Consider the following 17,496-nt stretch of genomic DNA (forward strand, 5'->3'; position numbering starts at 1 on the left):
ATTAACTATGGGATTATTCAAAAAAAATCCTTTTGGACATATACTTTGGGTCAAAAAATGGCTTATTAGAATCCTCGGATTATTAACGCATAGACGTTTTAGAGGTTTTAATGATTTACAGATCGAAGGTTCTGAAATTATCAAGAATCTTCCAGATACAAATGTGTTGTTTATTTCTAACCACCAGACTTATTTTGCAGATGTTATTGCTATGTTTCATGTATTTAATGCAAGTTTAAGTGGACGTTTAGATAATATTAAGAACGTCGGGTATTTGTGGAATCCTAAGTTAAATATGTATTATGTGGCCGCTAAAGAGACGATGAAGTCTGGTTTAATACCAAAGATATTTGCTTACACAGGTTCCATAAGTATAGAGCGCACATGGAGATCACAAGGTAAAGATGTAAATCGTCAAGTTAAGATGAGCGATATTACTGCGATTAAAAAAGCTTTAGATGATGGTTGGGTTGTTACATTTCCACAAGGAACGACAACTCCTTTCAAACCTATTAGGAAAGGTACTGCACATATTATTAAAACTTACCAGCCACTCGTAGTTCCAATAGTCATCGACGGTTTTAGACGCTCTTTTGATAAAAAAGGACTACGGATTAAAAAGAAAAATATATATCAATCTTTTGAAGTAAAAGAGCCTTTACAAATTGATTATGAAAATGAATCTATTGCTGATATTGTAGAAAAGATAGAATATGCTATTGAGCAACATCCTTCGTTCTTAAAAGTTATTCCTCAAGCAGAAATAGAAGAAAAAGAGCGCTTGAATAAGGAACTTAGGGATTGGTGATTTCTATACTTCTAATTTTTTTAATTCTTTATAATTTCTATTTAAGCGTTTAAGAAGGATACCATATAACAAATAGTAAATCCCATAAACCATACCTATAATTAGTACGGTAAACAGTAGAATTGCTAATATTAATATTGCATATTCTTTAAAGTGTGCAGTTTCATTAAACTTTTCAAAACCACCAGATGCTTGGGTGAAACCAATAAAAACTGCAACAGCAGAAAAGATTCCAGAAAAAATAAGATTAAATAAAACATAGTGCTTCACTGTTTTTCTAGTTTTTATAATACTCTTAATTAATTTTCTAACATTATCTGTTGAGGTTATAGCTTTATAATTTTTATAGAACATGAATATGAAATATAGAATAACAGGAATTGTTAAATATCCTATTATTTCAAGCCATTGAGGGTAAACAATTTGGTTATCAATTCGAGGGTTTATTAAGATTAATAATAAACCAATACCTAGCTCAATCATACTGATATAAAAAATCCATTTTACAATACTGGATGATTTAGCATGTGTCATTTTATATATCTCATCATAGGATAGGGTAGGATAATTTTCATCAATCTTATTCCAATCCTTCTTTAATAATTCTAATTCATCCATACTATTACGGATTTAATATTGTTTTTAATTTCTTTTTTACACGATTCATTTTCACTCGTGCATTGACTTCACTTATACCTAAAGTTGCGCTTATTTCTCTATAGTCTTTGTCTTCTAAATACAAGAACACCAAAGCTTTTTCAATATCATTTAACTGGTGTACTGCTTTATAAAGTAACTTTAGTTGTTGTTCTTCGGTATCATCATATTCCTCTGCTTTAATTTTAAATTCAACTGCATCAAACTCTTGCGTATTGATTCTACGTTTCGATTTTCTATAAAGCGTAATAGCAGTATTTAATCCTACACGATACATCCATGTACTAAATTTTGAGTCTCCTCTAAATTTAGGGAATGCGCGCCACAGTTGGATTGTTATTTCCTGAAACAAGTCGTTATGCGCATCTGCATTGTTGGTATATAAACGGCATACCTTATGTACAATGTTTTGATGCTTTTGCAACTGCTCCACAAAACTATGTTCTAGTTCTTTATTCAATTGATGAAATTGGTTAGTTATTCAATTAGTAGTAATACGCTAGAGTTTGTTACAGTAAATTTTAATTATTTCCATAAATTGATAATTTAAGAATACTGATTTCCATAGTATAGTCAAATATATTCAATTCATCATTTAAATATTACAATTCAGTAATATAGAATTCGTTCTTGATTAAAAAAACTTCAAGTTTGTACTATCAATCAAAAACGAACTTTTATAATCAATCAAAAAATGAAGTATTTAATAACAACTATAATCCTTTTTTTATTCACTTTCGGAAATGCTCAAACCACCATTTCAGGAAAAGTTGTAGACAATAAAAATCAGCCTATAATTGGAGCAAATGTATACTTAGAAGGAACTTATGACGGAGCTACTACTATAGAAGATGGTAAGTTTTCATTTACAACTGAAGAAAAGGGTACTCAAAATTTAATCATCTCATTTCTATCTTTTGAAACGAAAACAATTGTTGATGATGTCTCAAAATTATCAAACCTTCAAATTAAATTAAGAGAAGATGTTGAGACTTTAGATGCTGTAGTTTTAAGCGCAGGTACATTTGAGGCTAGTGATAACAGCAAAGTTTCTGTTCTAAAACCGCTAGATGTTGTAACGACAGCAAGTGCTTTAGGCGATTTTGTAGGTGCGTTACAAACCTTGCCAGGAACATCTAATGTTGCTGAAGATGGAAGATTATTTGTTAGAGGTGGAGGTGCAGACGAAACTCAAATATTCATTGATGGTATAAGAGTTTTTACACCGTATTCACCAACAACAAACAATATTCCTACTCGTGGACGTTATTCGCCTTTTTTGTTTGATGGAATTACATTTTCAACTGGAGGTTATTCTTCAGAATTTGGACAAGCATTATCTAGCGTATTACTTTTAAATACTATTGATGAGCCAGACCAAGAAAAAACTGATATCGGAATTATGACTGTTGGTGCTGCTCTGGGAAATACACAAAAATGGGAGAAGTCATCACTGAGCTTTAATGCCACATATATCAATTTAGCTCCATATTTAGCTGTATTTAAAGATAGAAATGATTGGGAAACACCATATCAAGGGGCTCAAGGCGAAACGGTTTTTAGACAACGTCTTAATAATGGAATGTTGAAGTTCTATGCAGCGTTTGATACATCTAAATTCGAATTAACTCAAGAAGATATAAACTTAGAAGAAGGATTAGATTTTAAGCTAAATAATGATAATTTCTATTTAAACACATCCTATAGAGGAAGTCTTGGAAACAGCTGGAGTCTTCAAACCGGATTAAGTTATACCTATGCAGAAACAGATTTGGGTATTCAAACTAGCGATATTAAGGATATTGAAAATTCGATACATGCAAAGTTTAAACTAAGAAAACGTTTCAGCAGTCGATTTAAACTCAGTTTTGGAGCAGAACAGTTTATTACTGATTTTGACGAAAACTTTAAAGATGGCTCGATTGATGCAACTTATGGTTACAAGAATAATATAACAGCAGGTTTTGCAGAAGCCGATCTTATATTCTCTAAAAAATTGGCTTTAAAAGTGGGATTGAGAGCAGATTATAGTTCTATATTTAGTACTACAGATATTGCGCCAAGAGCTGCGATTGCCTATAAAAGTTCAGAAAATGGACAGTTCTCTCTGGCTTACGGTAACTTTTTTCAGAATCCGAATAGTGCAGTTTTAAAATTTGAACAAAATTTAAAAGCGCAAAAAACATCACATTATATATTAAACTATCAATATGTAAACGATGGAAAAATATTTAGAGCAGAGGCGTATAGAAAGGATTATGATAATTTAGTAAAGTTTGACACGCAATTTGAAAACTTTGATACTAATTTTAATTCTTCTGGAAATGGCTATGCTCAAGGGATGGATTTATTCTGGCGAGATAATACAAGTATTAAGAATGTTGATTATTGGGTAAGTTATTCATATTTAGATACAGAACGTAATCATAGAAATTTTGAAACATCAGCACAGCCTAATTTTGCTACAAATCATAATCTTTCTGTTGTAGGCAAGTATTGGATAGAAGATTGGAAAAGCCAAGTAGGTTTAAGTTATGGGTTTTCATCGGGTCGACCATATACCAACCCAAATACTAATGATTTCTTATCAGAACGAACAAAAGCATTTAACAGTCTAAGTGTTAACTGGGCTTATTTGTTGAGTCCGCAGAAGATATTATATTTTTCGGTCAATAATGTTTTAGGTTTTAGGAATATCAATGGTTATCAATATGCAGATACACCAGATTTTAATGGTCAATTTAATAGGAGAGCACTAACACCTGCAGCAGATCAATTCTTTTTTGTTGGTTTCTTTTGGACGATTAGTGATGATGGAACCGATAATCAACTCGACAACTTATAAATGTTAAAATATTGAAAATTAGTCAGACATGACTTTTGTCATAATTTTTGAGAATAATGATGATTAACTTTATACTATAAAATTAAACGTCATGGAACTCAAAAAAAACCCAAAAGCCAATGTAGGTCGAAACAGCAGTTTATATTTTGCTGTTGGCTTAAATGTAATGTTACTCCTTACATATTTAGGATTAGAACATAAGACTTACGAAACAGAAGGTACTAAGATTGATATCTTAATGTTAGATGACCAATTTGATGAAGATATACCAATAACAACCATCAATATTCCGCCACCACCTCCGCCTAAGCAAGTCGTTACTCAAGCGATTACAGTAGTAGAAGATGTTGACGATGTTGAAGAAACCGTAGTTGAGAGTACAGAAATAGGACAAGATGATATTATTGTAGATGTTGTAAGTGTTGAGGAGGTAGAAGTAGCAGAGGTTGAGGAAGATATAGAAGTACCTTTTGCGGTTATTGAAAAAGTGCCTCAATTTCCAGGTTGTAAAGGAAATAATGACGAGTTAAGAGCTTGTTTTCAGAAAAAAATGCAAGAGCATCTTCAAAAAAACTTTAGATATCCAAATGCTGCAGCTGAATTAAACATACAAGGACGAGTATTTGTATTTTTCTTAATAGATAAGAATGGTAAAGTTACTAAAATAAAAACTAGAGGACCAGATCAACTTTTAGAGACAGAAGCAGAACGTATTATTAGCTTATTACCAAAAATGATTCCTGGTAAACAACGTAATAAAAGTGTTGGTGTACCATATAGTATTCCAATAAACTTTAAATTAAGAGACATGTAAAAGCTAATTAAATTATAAATGTTTGGTTTAGAATATCTTGATTGACAACAAAATCCCAGAAATGGGATTTTGTTTTTTTAAATATTTACATAGTAATTTAATCTTCACAATTCTCTTTTTTTATCCATCTTATAACTTCAGGATATAATTTTTTTATTGGTTTTTCAGGATTGTTTTTATACCAGATTAAAACGAAGTCATTAAACTCTTTAAACTTATGAAATCCCCTTCCATTAACCATAACGGATGTATAATCTATATTAGCTTTTTTAAATGTTTCTATATCAAAATTATCATACATGTAAAGTGTGTAAATCGCCCAAGTCATGTATTCATTAAAAGTTGATGATGAGTTACCATACCATTGAGATTCATCACTATTCCAGCATTTTATTGGGTTTAAAATAGAACTTGTCTCGGGAAATTCGCTAGACATTGGGTTGACATAGTTATGATCTATCTCTGTAAAAACAATTCTAGATAAAAGCGCTTCTTTTTCTTTGGTTGAATATGTATCACTTAAGATGGGAGCATTAATAAACATAAATGTTTCATTAAATTCATTATCAGAAAACTCGTGTGTACTATGAGCACCGCCAACTAATGGGGAAAAGTAAACTTTATAAGATTGATATCTATTTGGAAATTTTTCTTCTATCCATTTCCACATTTTTTTTAATGGAACTAATCGATAGTAAGAACTTATAAGTGACTCGTAATAATCTTCATTTTCTTTGTAGAATATTTCAAAGCTAGATTTTTGAGCGAAGTCATTCAATAATGGAATCAATTCTTCTAAATAGTTACTGTCTTCAAAGCCTAATCTATTAAAAGGACTATTATTTACAATCTTATTTTTTTCAAAAGAATACATACAAGCATTCATTTTAATATTATAATAATAGTTATAACTACTATTAAAATTTCCTGTAACGTTCTTGTTTAGAGAATCTAAAAGTGGATGATCTTCAAATTTTTCGAAATGATTAATGACACTCTTATAATAATTAGATGTTAAATTAATCATGTTAGAATCCTCTCTTCCTCTTTTTGTTAATGCAATAGCTATATTAACTAACTCATGTACCTCAGGTGCAAACACCTTATAGCTTCCTGTATTTTCTTCTATATATTTTTTATTGTATGAAACAGGTTTTGATGCACCAACTACAGTCGCGGTAATGGTATCTTTTTTATTTATAATGAAATCTACTAGGATTGACTTGCCCGGAGTAAGGTCAAATCTTATTGTATCATTTTGTGCAGCAAATGCAACTTTATTAGTATTTCCAGTGTAAGGAAAATTCAATTTATCGCTAACAATTGTAAATGGAATTATATGCTCGTTATATAAAATAGATATGTCCTTAGTGTTTGTATTAAAAACAATAGGATTGTTCTCAATTGTTTTTGTTGGATTGTCTTTTTTATTACTATTTCCACAGTTTACTATAAAAAGACATAGGATGATTGTTGTAATTTTTTTTGCCATTATATGTTGGTTTTTTGATTGTATATATAAAGACGTAAAATTTCAGCAGATGGTTGCTTTTCAATTTTTTATTATTTGATATAAGAGTTTAAAAAAGCACGAAGTATTAATTAATGACCAAAGGCAGTACTTAAATGGGACTGACATATTCTATGTTTTGGCTAGTATTATCTATAATTCTAAGAAAGTCAAAATTATTATTAACTGATCAAAAGAAAATGACTTAGTTTTACATTTATAATTTATAAAGCATCAAGTTGAATACATACGATTACATCATTTTAGGAGCTGGAGCTTCAGGATTAATGTTGGCATATAGAATGTCTCAAGATGCTTTTTTCGATGATAAATCTATCTTAATCATAGATCGATTAAAAGATAAAAAGAATGACAGAACTTGGTGTTATTGGGAAGATGGTGAAGGGGAATGGGATCACTTATTAACTAAAAGTTGGTCGCACATTTATTTTGGTAGTGATACATATTCTAAAACAATTCCTATTGCACCATTTAATTACAAAATGATTAGAAGTGAAGCATTTTACGAGTCACTTTGGACTTCAATTAACGCTAAACCTAATTTTAATTTTCAAAATGAGCATGTTTCTTCATTTAAAGAAGTAGAGAATGGCGTTGAGGTTATTGCATTAGAAAGGATTAATGAAAATGAAATTACCACAACTAAAAAAATATTCTATGCTTCTAAGCTATTTACCAGCCTATCTACTTTCGAATCTTGTAATTTTCAGGATAAGTATCCATTAATCCGTCAGCATTTCTTAGGTTGGTTTGTGCGCACTTCAAAAGACACTTTTGATGATTCTAAGGCAACTTTTATGGATTTTAATTTGCCACAAAAAGGAAACACACGCTTTATGTATGTGTTGCCAATCGATAAAAAAACAGCATTGTTTGAATATACTTTATTTTCTAAAGATTTATTAAAGCGGTCAGACTACGAAGAGGCAATCGTCAATTATTTAGAAGAGAAAGGCATTATAGATTATGATATTATAGAAAAGGAAATAGGCTCAATTCCTATGACCTCGTTTAAATTTTCAGAGCTAAATTCTAAGCATATTCTAAATATTGGTACAGCTGGCGGATGGACTAAGGCAAGTACAGGCTATACGTTTAAAAACACATCAAAAAAGACTAAGGAATTAGTTGCATTTTTAAAGAGAGAAAATGACTTATCAAAGTTTTGTAAAAAGACAAAATATAGATTTTATGATTTAATATTTTTGGATGTATTGGCCAATCATAATAAAAAAGGATCTGCCATCTTTTCTTCAATGTTTAGAAAAGCTAATACTAAAACTATTCTTAAGTTTCTTGATGAGGAGTCTAGTTTACTTGAAGATTTAAAGATTGTATTATCTGTACCACCAAAGCATTTTATTCAAGCATTTTTTAAGCGATTATTTTAGGTGTTAGAATAAACCTGTCCTCTATGAGGTTTTAGAGCATCTCTAATTGGTTTCATCATTGCCTCATCCACAACTAAATATGCTATACTATGCATTTCACTTAAAGTTTCTACACCAGTAATGGTAATATCTAAAGCCTCAATTTGTATGTATTCTTTAAGATGAATTAAATGGTGTTCAGCAGTTTTTTGGCTAACAGGTCCTCTAAAATCCCAGATTAATTTAAGTTTACGCATTAGATACTGAAGTTCCTTGTTCAACAAAATTTTTAAAATTTGTCATATATGTTTTGGTTTGTTTCTTAAACGCCCTAGGCATTAGAAATAGCATAGCGCTCATTACAAATGTAGTTGGTTGAAACTCATTGTTAGCAATCCATTTTGTATAGCCTTCTTTTGTACTTTCAAAATAATTTTCCTGAATATTACGAACGCCTTTAGTAGTGTAGGTTGCATGAAATTCTTGAGGAAAATCTTGTTTGGTAATAGTTTCGGTAATTTCCATTTTCCGCTTTCCGAAACTGTAGTTTAATTTCATTTTTGCCCCAAATTCACCAGGTATTCCAGATATATGTTCAGTACTTACTAATCCTTCTTGCCAATGTTTCATGTTTTCTGCAGAATTCATTTTTTTAATGACTTCAGCAATTGGTTTTTTAATCAAAATTTCAGTTTTGTACTGCATTGATAGGGAATTTTTATAAAAGTATAAAATGTCTCAGCAATAGTTTAATCTTATCGACGTTAATACGTTTTTAATTGTTCAAATAAGCATTTAATATTTCGCGAATTTATTTTGGTATAATATTTACTTTTTATTCTAGAATAATGAAAAGTATTCACCTTGTTAAATTAGCTATTTATGTTATTTTTGCTGAGCTTCATAAAAAAAGAATAATTACAATATTAAATAGATAGAGATTATGAGTATTAAATTAAAAAGTTTATTTGTAGTGCTATTTGTATTTAACTTTTCGTTTTCTCAAGAAAAAGACGAAGTTTTACTTACTGTGGATGGTGATGCTGTGATGGCTTCAGAATTTTTAAGAGTTTATAATAAGAACTTAGATTTAGTAAAAGATGAAAGTCAAAAAGATGTTGAAGGTTATTTAAAACTATTTACTGAATATCAATTAAAACTAAAGGAAGCGAAACGTTTAAAACTTCATGAGGATAAGAAATATCTGCGTGAATTTATGAATTACAAAAAGCAATTAACCAAAAATTATTTGTCAGAAAGTAAGGTTACAGAAGCTTTGGTAAAAGAAGCTTACGATCGCAGTAATATAGATATCAATGCATCGCATATTTTAGTTCGATTGGCTGAGACCGAAAAAGACACTATAAATGCCTATAGTGAAGTTTTGGCTTTAAGAGAACGTGTGCTAAAAGAGGGGTTTGATAAAGTTAAAGCCGAAATGCACAATGGGAGTACTATTTTTCTTGAGGATTTAGGTTATTTCTCTGCATTTAAAATGGTTTATGATTTTGAAACTGCGGCTTATAAAACACCAAAGGGAGAAATGTCTATGCCTTTTAGAACTCAATTTGGTTATCATGTCGTTTTGGTCAAAGATAAGCGAGCATCGAGAGGTACTATGACAGCTGCACATATTATGGTTGGTCTTAACCAAAAAGATTCTCTTTTAGATACGGAGCAGCGTATTAATGATATTTATAAAAAACTTAATCAGGGTGAGAGTTTTGAGGCTTTGGCTAAACAGTTTTCTGACGATAAAAGTTCAGCGGCAAATGGCGGAAAATTGTCGCCTTTTAAAAGTGGGCAACTGAGTTCTGAGATTTTTGAAGATAATGCCTTTGCACTAAAAACAAATGGAGATGTTAGTAAACCGTTTAAATCAGAATACGGTTGGCACATTGTTAAGCGCATCGATATAAAACCTATTGATGCTTTTAAAGATTTAAAGTCCTCTTTAGAAACTAAAGTGCAAAGAGATTCTAGATCTAGGCTTATTAACAAAGCCATGGTTAAGGAGCTTAAAACGCGTTATAAAATTTCTAATAATTCTAAAGGTAAATCGTATTTTGAAACAATAATTAATGCCGACTTTTTTCAGCGTTCATGGAGGCTACCAGACGATTTTGAAAAAGATGAAACACTATTTTCTATAAATGATAGATCATTTACTTATAACGAGTTTGGTCGTCACCTAATGTCTTCGCAGCGTAATTATGCTGGTAAGAAAATCCCTTTATCTGCTGTAGTAGATAAAGAATATAATTCGTTTTTTGAGAGATCGATTTTACAATTTAGAGAGGATAATCTAGAAAACGAGAATAAAGATTTTGCCAATATCCTCAAAGAATATAGAGACGGACTTTTATTGTTTGAATTGATGGAAAAAGAGGTTTGGAATAAAGCCTCAAAAGATACTCTTGGTTTAGAGACGTTCTACAATGACAATACATCTAAATACCAATGGAAGGATAGAGCAGAAGTTGTTATTGCGTCATCAGTAGACCAAGCTATTATAGATACGGCTCGTAAATTGATGAGAAAAGGAAAAACGGAAGAAGAAATTAACAAAGCTTTAAATACAGATGACAAGCAAAACGTTATTTTTACTAAAGCCATTTACAATACAGACGACAAAAAATTACCTACTAATTTTAAAGCAAAAGAAGGTGTCTCTAAGGTATACCAGCACAACGAAGCGTTCCATGTTATAGATGTTAAAGAAGTTTTACCAGCTAGAACAAAAACCTTAGAAGAAGCGAAGGGTAAGGTTATAAATGATTATCAAGCTATAATAGAAACCAATTGGATTAATGATTTACATAAGCGTTTTAAGGTAAAAGTCAATAAAGACGTACTGCAAGCCGTTAAAGCTAAAATTGGTAATTAAATATTCTTTTGAAGCATACATTATACATACTTATTCTTTGTCTATTGGTTACTAGCTGTGATTTTTTTAAATCAACAGATAATCGTCAACCCATTGCTAGAGTAGATGACACCTATTTGTATAAGGAAGATATTGAAGGTGTAGTTCCAGAAGGCGCGTCTAAAGAAGATAGTACATTATTAGTTAATGCTTATGTTAATCGCTGGGCAAGGCAATTACTTTTAATGGATGGTGCTTTAGTCAACCTTTCTGAAGACAAACAAAATGAATTTTCTAGACTTGTAGATCAGTATAAAAACGACCTATATACTAAAGCCTATTTAGAAAGGCTAGTTAAGAAAAATATGGATACTATTGTACATTCTGAGGAAGCAGAAGTGTTTTACGAAGCAAACAAAGAGTCCTTTAAGCTCAATGATGATTTAATGCAATTCAGATATATCAGCTTACCACTTAACCCTATAGATATAGATACCATAAAAACTAGATTTAAACGTTTTAAAGCTAAAGATAAACGTTATTTAGATTCAATTTCGGTACAGTTTAGAACGTACTCGTTAAATGATTCTATTTGGATAAAATTCACTGAGGTTGCCGAAAAAATTCCTGTAGTAACTGTTGAAAATAAAAATCAACTGTTAAAAAAATCTAATTATGTACAACTCAAAGATTCATTAAACCTATATTTGATGCAAGTTATTGATGTACGTCTTCAAAACGACTATGCGCCTTTAGATTATGTAAATAAATCAATAAAACAAATTGTTATAAACAAGAGAAAATTAGAGCTCATCAAGCAACTCGAAAATGATATTACAAAAGATGCCATTAAAAACAATCAATTCCAAATTTATAATTAAAGCAATACTTCTAATTTGCTTTGTGTCATTTAATTTCACTAATGCTCAAGAAATAATTGATGACGAAAAACCACAGGTTGAAAAGCCAAAGGACAGTGTTGTAAACAAAACTCGTATTAAAGCTGATGGTGTAGCTGCTGTAGTAGGTGAGTTCATAATATTAGAGTCAGACTTGGATAGAGAAATAGCACAATTAGAAGCTCAAGGAGCAGATTTAGAAGGTGTAACACGTTGTGAACTTTTCGGAAGCTTGTTAGAAAATAAATTGTATGCACACCAAGCTATTCAGGATAGTGTTTTGGTTAACGAATTGTATATTCAAGGTTTAGTTGAGCAACAGATTCAAGGTATTTTGGCCCAGACTAAAGGAGACATGGATGGTTTGCTTAAGTTTTACAAAAAAGATTCCGAGCAAGCATTGAGAGAGCAGATGTACGAGATCAACAAAAATGGATATCTCGCTAATGAAATGCAAAATAAAGTTATTCAAGAAATTGAAGTTACTCCTGAGGAAGTAAGACAATTTTTTAATAGTATTCCTGAAGATGAACGACCAACATTTGGTACAGAATTAAAATTAGCTCAGATTGTCGTAATTCCAGAAGTAACTGAAGATGCGAAGCAAGCTGTAATCGATAAATTAAAAGGTTTTAAAAGAGATGTAGAAGAAAATGGGGCTAGTTTTACAACCAAAGTGTTGTTCTATACTGACGATGCGGCCTCCAAACCTAAAGGTGGATTATATACACTAAACAGAAAGCAGCCAAGAATGGTAAAAGAATTTAGAGACGTCGCTTTTTCTATGCAAGAAGGGGAAATTTCTGAACCTTTTGAAACGGAATATGGTTACCACATCATATTATTAGAAAAAATTAGAGGGCAGGAGTACGATGCAAGGCATATTTTATTGCGACCAGAATTAACGCAAGAAGCTATACAAAAAGCTAAAGATGAAATTGATGAAGTTAGAGCTAAAATAGTAGATGGAACGTTAACGTTTGCTGAAGCTGCTAGAGAATTTAGCGATGAGAAAGAAACTAAATATGAAGGTGGGCAAATGACAAACCCAACAACCCAAGATTTTAATTTTGAATTAACTAGAATGGATACAGAGCTTTATACAGAAATCCAAGATTTAAAAGATGGTGAGATAAGCGAAGTAATCCAAGATGAAGATAGAGTCAACAGTATAAAATTTAAAATTCTAACAGTTACAGATAGAATTGATGATCATGAAGCAGACTTTGCAAAAGATTATCTAAAAATTAAAGCGCTAGCATTACAAGATAAGCAAGTTGAAGCTATTGCGAAATGGCAAAAAAAGACTATAGTAGATACCTATATAAAAATAAATGGCGAATATAGAGATTGTGATTTTCAAAGTAACTGGTTAAAGAATCAATAGTATATGTCTGATGTTGCTATTATAGAAAATTTCGTCAAAAAGTACGATGTACTAAAACAAGAAATTGCTAAAGTCATCATAGGTCAAGAAGATGTTGTTAATCAGATACTGATTTCTATTTTTTCTGGTGGGCACTCACTCTTAATCGGTGTTCCTGGTTTAGCAAAAACTTTAATGGTTAATACTATTGCACAGGCTTTGGGTCTAGATTTCAAACGTATTCAGTTTACTCCAGATTTAATGCCTAGTGATATTTTAGGTAGTGAGATTTTAGATGAGAATCGTCATTTTAAATTCATTAAAGGACCAATCTTTGCTAATATTATTTTAGCAGATGAGATCAACAGAACTCCACCAAAAACTCAAGCAGCTTTATTAGAAGCTATGCAAGAGCGAGCAGTCACAGTAGCTGGTCACCAATATAAATTGAGTTTGCCTTATTTTGTTTTGGCAACACAAAACCCAATTGAGCAAGAAGGAACCTATCCATTGCCAGAAGCTCAGTTAGACCGTTTTATGTTTGCTATTAAATTAGAGTATCCTTCATTTCAAGAAGAAGTTGATGTAGTAAAAGCAACAACTACAGATATTCAATTAACGGTTAATTCTTTATTTACGGCCCAAGAAATCATAGATTTTCAGAATGTAATTCGTCGTATTCCTGTGGCAGATAATGTTGTGGAATATGCTGTATCTTTAGTAAGCAAGACCAGACCAAAAGCAGATACAGCTGCAGATATCGTAAAAGAGTTTGTAGATTGGGGAGCTGGTCCAAGAGCTTCTCAAAATTTAATCCTCGCAGCGAAAACACATGCAGCGACTACAGGAAAGTTTTCACCGGACATTGAAAATATTCAAGCTGTGGCTACCGGAATTCTGAGACACAGAATTATTAAGAACTACAAAGCAGAAGCTGAGGGAGTCACTGACGAGAAAATCATTCAAAGTCTATTTTAGTGATAGATTATCTTATCGATATTACTGGGATTGAGTCTGTAATAATCGTTTTAAAATGAAATGTATTTCTTCAAAATTTAAATTCATATTAATTCTAAATAAGACAATTTATTAAATTAATAGTTAAATCGCTGTTTTACTGTTAATTATTAATAAAATTGTCAAAGAATACTATAGATTATGATTTATTTTCAGAGAATAAGCAATTCTGTTACATATTTTTTAATTGGTTTTAAAATTCGTAAATTTGTGTTCACTTAAAAATAAAATTATCAACCTTTAAATATACTTTATGGCTTTTGACATTGATATGATTAAAAAGGTTTACGCTAACATGACGGAGCGCGTTGATGCTGCTAGAGAAATAGTTGGTAAACCATTAACACTTTCAGAAAAGATATTATACTCACATCTTTGGGACGGTAAGCCTACCAAAGCTTTCCGCAGGGGAAAGGATTATGTTGATTTCGCACCAGATCGTGTGGCGTGTCAGGATGCTACCGCTCAGATGGCGTTATTACAGTTTATGCAAGCTGGTAAGCCTAAGGTTGCTGTACCAACAACTGTGCATTGTGATCACTTAATACAAGCAAAAGATGGTGCTGCTACAGATTTAAAACATGCAAATAATACAAGTAGTGAGGTATTTAATTTCTTAGAGTCAGTGTCGAATAAATATGGTATCGGATTTTGGAAGCCAGGTGCTGGTATAATTCACCAAGTTGTTTTAGAAAATTATGCATTTCCAGGTGGAATGATGATTGGAACAGATTCACATACGGTAAATGCTGGTGGACTAGGAATGGTGGCCATTGGCGTAGGTGGGGCTGATGCTGTAGATGTTATGGCAGGAATGGCGTGGGAGCTTAAATTTCCTAAATTAATTGGTGTAAGGTTAACAGGAAAACTTTCGGGTTGGACTGCACCAAAAGATGTGATTTTGAAAGTTGCTGAAATTCTTACTGTGAAAGGAGGAACTGGTGCAATCGTAGAATATTTTGGACCTGGAGCAACATCAATGTCTTGTACGGGAAAAGGAACCATTTGTAATATGGGAGCTGAGATTGGTGCAACAACATCAACATTCGGTTATGACGATTCAATGGAGCGTTATTTACGTGCCACAGATAGAGCCGATGTTGCAGATGAAGCAAATAAAATAAGAGAATATTTAACCGCTGATGACGCCGTATATGCTAATCCAGAGCAATATTTTGATCAAGTTATTGATATTAATTTATCAGAATTAGGGCCTTTATTAAATGGTCCTTTTACACCAGATTTATCAACTACTGTAGGTAAAGAAATGACAGAAAAGGCAACTGATAATGGCTGGCCAATTCAGGTAGAATGGGGATTAATTGGATCTTGTACCAATTCCTCTTATGAAGATTTATCGAGAGCCTCATCGATTGCACAACAGGCTTTAGATAAAGGTTTAAAAATGAAAGCCGAATTAGGTATTAATCCTGGTTCTGAGCAAGTACGCTATACTGCAGAGCGAGATGGTATTTTAGGAATCTTTGAAGAACTAGATGCTAAAATATTTACCAACGCTTGTGGGCCTTGTATTGGTCAGTGGGCAAGATACAGTGACCCTAAGAATGCGCCTAAGAATAGTATTGTTCACTCTTTTAATAGAAACTTTGCTAAACGTGCAGACGGAAATCCTAATACGCACGCCTTTGTAGCATCACCAGAATTAACGGCAGCAATTGCTGTTGCTGGTCGTTTAGACTTTAATCCTTTAAAAGATAAATTGATAAACGAAAACGGTGAAGAAGTAATGTTTGATGAACCAACAGGATGGGAATTACCTCCAAAAGGTTTTGATGTGAAAGATAATGGTTATTTAGAGCCTGTGGCTGATGGTAGTGGAGTTGAAGTTACTGTGAGTCCTACATCTGAGCGTTTACAATTATTAGAGCCATTTACACCACTTGGTAATTCAATTACTGGAGCAAAATTATTAATCAAAGCTTTTGGTAAATGTACAACTGATCATATTTCTATGGCAGGACCTTGGTTACGTTTTAGAGGTCACTTAGATAATATTGCAAACAATACCTTAATTGGTGCTGTGAATGCTTTTGGTAAGAAAACAAACTTCGTTAAAAACCAATTAACTGGTGAGTATGGTGGAGTGCCAGATACAGCTAGAGCTTATAAAAAGGCTGGAATAAAATCAGTAGTAGTTGGTGACCATAATTATGGTGAAGGGTCTTCTAGAGAACATGCAGCTATGCAACCTAGACATTTAGGAGTAGCGGCAGTTATTGTGAAGTCTTTCGCTCGTATTCACGAGACAAACCTTAAAAAACAAGGTATGTTGGGCCTAACATTTGCGAACGAAGCAGATTACGATTTAATTCAAGAAGATGATACGTTCAACTTTATTGATTTAAATGAATTTTCACCAGATAAACAACTTCACTTAGAAGTGGTACATGCAGATGGAAGCAAAGATACTATTGCTTTGAATCACACCTATAACCAAGCACAAATAGATTGGTATAATGAAGGTTCTGCATTGAATCTTATTAAAAAAGAGAACGCAGCTTAAAGGAAAGATGTATAGAATGTAAAACAAGTCCATGAGAAGTCATGGACTTTTTTGTGTAAGGTATACAAATTTAGTACGACAAAAGGTCATCTAACAAATATACTCTCCAAATGCAGTCACTGTGGTTCTTTGACGATGTTAACCTTTTTAAGGTGCTCTGTCCGCATAAGTTTAAAGCTTTTAAAAATGAGCACGATTTTTGTGCTTACAGAAAAAAAGATTACATCTATTTTGAAGCAGATTCTGCCAATAAGGTCTACCTAATAGAAAAGGGCAAGGTTAAAATAGGTTATTACAGCGAAGATGGAAATGAAATTATAAAAGCAATTTTAACCAAAGGAGAGCTGTTTGGAGAAAAAGCCATATTAGGTGATGATATGCGCGATGAGTTTGCTCAATCTATAGACAACTCTACTTCAATTTGTCCTATAGGTGTGGATACTATGCACGATTTAATGCGCAATAACCAAACTTTTAGTTTTAAAGTATATAAATTTATAGGTTTAAAGTTTAAAAAGTTGGAACGTAGGTTACAACTGTTGTTGTTTAAAGATACTAAGACGCGTCTAGTAGAATTTCTAGATGAACTTTGTACAGATTATGGATATGATTGTGATAAAACAGGAGATCATGTTATTAAACATCCATATACTCAAAAAGATATAGCTTCATTGATTGGTACTTCTCGGCCAACAATTAACATTCTTCTTAATGAACTAAAAGAAGAAAACTACTTAGAATTTAACAGAAAAGAAATTAGAATCTTAAAAAAATCGGCTTAGTGTTAGCTGGCTAACAT

At 32.0% G+C, this 17,496-nt stretch carries 15 protein-coding genes; 10 read left to right on the forward strand and 5 right to left on the reverse strand.

Features of this window, described 5'->3' with window-relative positions; genetic code table 11:
• Positions 1–7: 7 nt before the first annotated feature.
• A complete protein-coding gene (locus tag SJY34_RS00365; RefSeq protein WP_400077840.1) occupies positions 8–808 on the forward strand; it encodes a lysophospholipid acyltransferase family protein in 801 nt (266 codons plus the stop codon).
• 3 nt (positions 809–811) lie between these two features.
• Here SJY34_RS00365 and SJY34_RS00370 read toward each other — a convergent pair whose 3' ends face one another.
• Both SJY34_RS00370 and SJY34_RS00375 read right to left on the reverse strand, forming a co-directional pair.
• A complete protein-coding gene (locus SJY34_RS00370; protein ID WP_400077842.1) occupies positions 812–1,426 on the reverse strand; it encodes a hypothetical protein in 615 nt (204 codons plus the stop codon).
• Between the two features lie 4 nt (positions 1,427–1,430).
• Positions 1,431–1,925 carry an RNA polymerase sigma factor gene (locus tag SJY34_RS00375; protein WP_400077844.1) on the reverse strand — a complete coding sequence of 165 codons (495 nt, stop codon included), beginning with the start codon at positions 1,923–1,925 and terminating at the stop codon, positions 1,431–1,433.
• 234 nt (positions 1,926–2,159) lie between these two features.
• On the opposite strand from SJY34_RS00375, the gene SJY34_RS00380 reads away from it, so the two are divergent.
• Both SJY34_RS00380 and SJY34_RS00385 read left to right on the forward strand, forming a co-directional pair.
• Entirely contained in the window at positions 2,160–4,310 is a 2,151-nt protein-coding gene (locus SJY34_RS00380) for a TonB-dependent receptor domain-containing protein (RefSeq protein WP_400077846.1), read from the forward strand.
• 91 nt (positions 4,311–4,401) lie between these two features.
• Positions 4,402–5,124 (forward strand): energy transducer TonB, encoded by a 723-nt coding sequence (locus SJY34_RS00385; protein ID WP_400077847.1) that lies wholly within the window; start codon positions 4,402–4,404, stop codon positions 5,122–5,124.
• 97 nt (positions 5,125–5,221) lie between these two features.
• Here SJY34_RS00385 and SJY34_RS00390 read toward each other — a convergent pair whose 3' ends face one another.
• Complete coding sequence (locus tag SJY34_RS00390; RefSeq protein WP_400077849.1) at positions 5,222–6,616, reverse strand: DUF4932 domain-containing protein; 1,395 nt, start codon at positions 6,614–6,616, stop codon at positions 5,222–5,224.
• Between the two features lie 257 nt (positions 6,617–6,873).
• On the opposite strand from SJY34_RS00390, the gene SJY34_RS00395 reads away from it, so the two are divergent.
• Positions 6,874–8,046 carry a lycopene cyclase family protein gene (locus tag SJY34_RS00395; protein WP_400077851.1) on the forward strand — a complete coding sequence of 391 codons (1,173 nt, stop codon included), beginning with the start codon at positions 6,874–6,876 and terminating at the stop codon, positions 8,044–8,046.
• Here the strand turns inward: SJY34_RS00395 and SJY34_RS00400 are convergent.
• Together SJY34_RS00400 and SJY34_RS00405 are read right to left on the reverse strand one after the other, a co-directional pair.
• On the reverse strand, positions 8,043–8,282 hold the full coding sequence (locus SJY34_RS00400) for a hypothetical protein (RefSeq protein ID WP_400077853.1): 240 nt from the start codon (positions 8,280–8,282) through the stop codon (positions 8,043–8,045). The two genes, SJY34_RS00395 and SJY34_RS00400, sit on opposite strands and share 4 nt — an antisense overlap.
• The gene (locus SJY34_RS00405; protein ID WP_400077854.1) at positions 8,275–8,709 is read right to left on the reverse strand and encodes an SRPBCC family protein; all 435 of its coding nucleotides are present in this window, start codon (positions 8,707–8,709) and stop codon (positions 8,275–8,277) included. The genes SJY34_RS00400 and SJY34_RS00405 overlap by 8 nt, the downstream gene beginning before the upstream one ends.
• Positions 8,710–8,968: 259 nt before the next feature.
• On the opposite strand from SJY34_RS00405, the gene SJY34_RS00410 reads away from it, so the two are divergent.
• The 6 genes from SJY34_RS00410 to SJY34_RS00435 all read left to right on the forward strand — a co-directional run bounded on the left by SJY34_RS00410 (position 8,969) and on the right by SJY34_RS00435 (position 17,479).
• Positions 8,969–10,912, forward strand: coding sequence for a peptidylprolyl isomerase (locus SJY34_RS00410; RefSeq protein ID WP_400077856.1), 1,944 nt, complete (start codon positions 8,969–8,971; stop codon positions 10,910–10,912).
• Between the two features lie 8 nt (positions 10,913–10,920).
• On the forward strand, positions 10,921–11,772 hold the full coding sequence (locus SJY34_RS00415) for a peptidyl-prolyl cis-trans isomerase (RefSeq protein WP_400077858.1): 852 nt from the start codon (positions 10,921–10,923) through the stop codon (positions 11,770–11,772).
• Positions 11,720–13,177: a peptidylprolyl isomerase gene (locus SJY34_RS00420; RefSeq protein ID WP_400077860.1), complete on the forward strand. Its 1,458-nt coding sequence runs from the start codon at positions 11,720–11,722 to the stop codon at positions 13,175–13,177. Before SJY34_RS00415 ends, SJY34_RS00420 begins: the two co-directional genes overlap by 53 nt.
• A 3-nt stretch (positions 13,178–13,180) precedes the next feature.
• Complete coding sequence (locus tag SJY34_RS00425; protein WP_400077862.1) at positions 13,181–14,134, forward strand: AAA family ATPase; 954 nt, start codon at positions 13,181–13,183, stop codon at positions 14,132–14,134.
• Between the two features lie 292 nt (positions 14,135–14,426).
• Positions 14,427–16,697, forward strand: a complete 2,271-nt coding sequence (locus tag SJY34_RS00430) for an aconitate hydratase (protein WP_400077864.1) — start codon at positions 14,427–14,429, stop codon at positions 16,695–16,697.
• Positions 16,698–16,807: 110 nt separating this feature from the next.
• Positions 16,808–17,479 carry a Crp/Fnr family transcriptional regulator gene (locus SJY34_RS00435; RefSeq protein ID WP_400077866.1) on the forward strand — a complete coding sequence of 224 codons (672 nt, stop codon included), beginning with the start codon at positions 16,808–16,810 and terminating at the stop codon, positions 17,477–17,479.
• The last annotated feature ends 17 nt before the right edge of the window (positions 17,480–17,496 follow it).

The sequence above is a fragment of the Winogradskyella sp. R77965 genome, from assembly GCF_044594915.1.
Lineage (GTDB): Bacteria > Bacteroidota > Bacteroidia > Flavobacteriales > Flavobacteriaceae > Winogradskyella.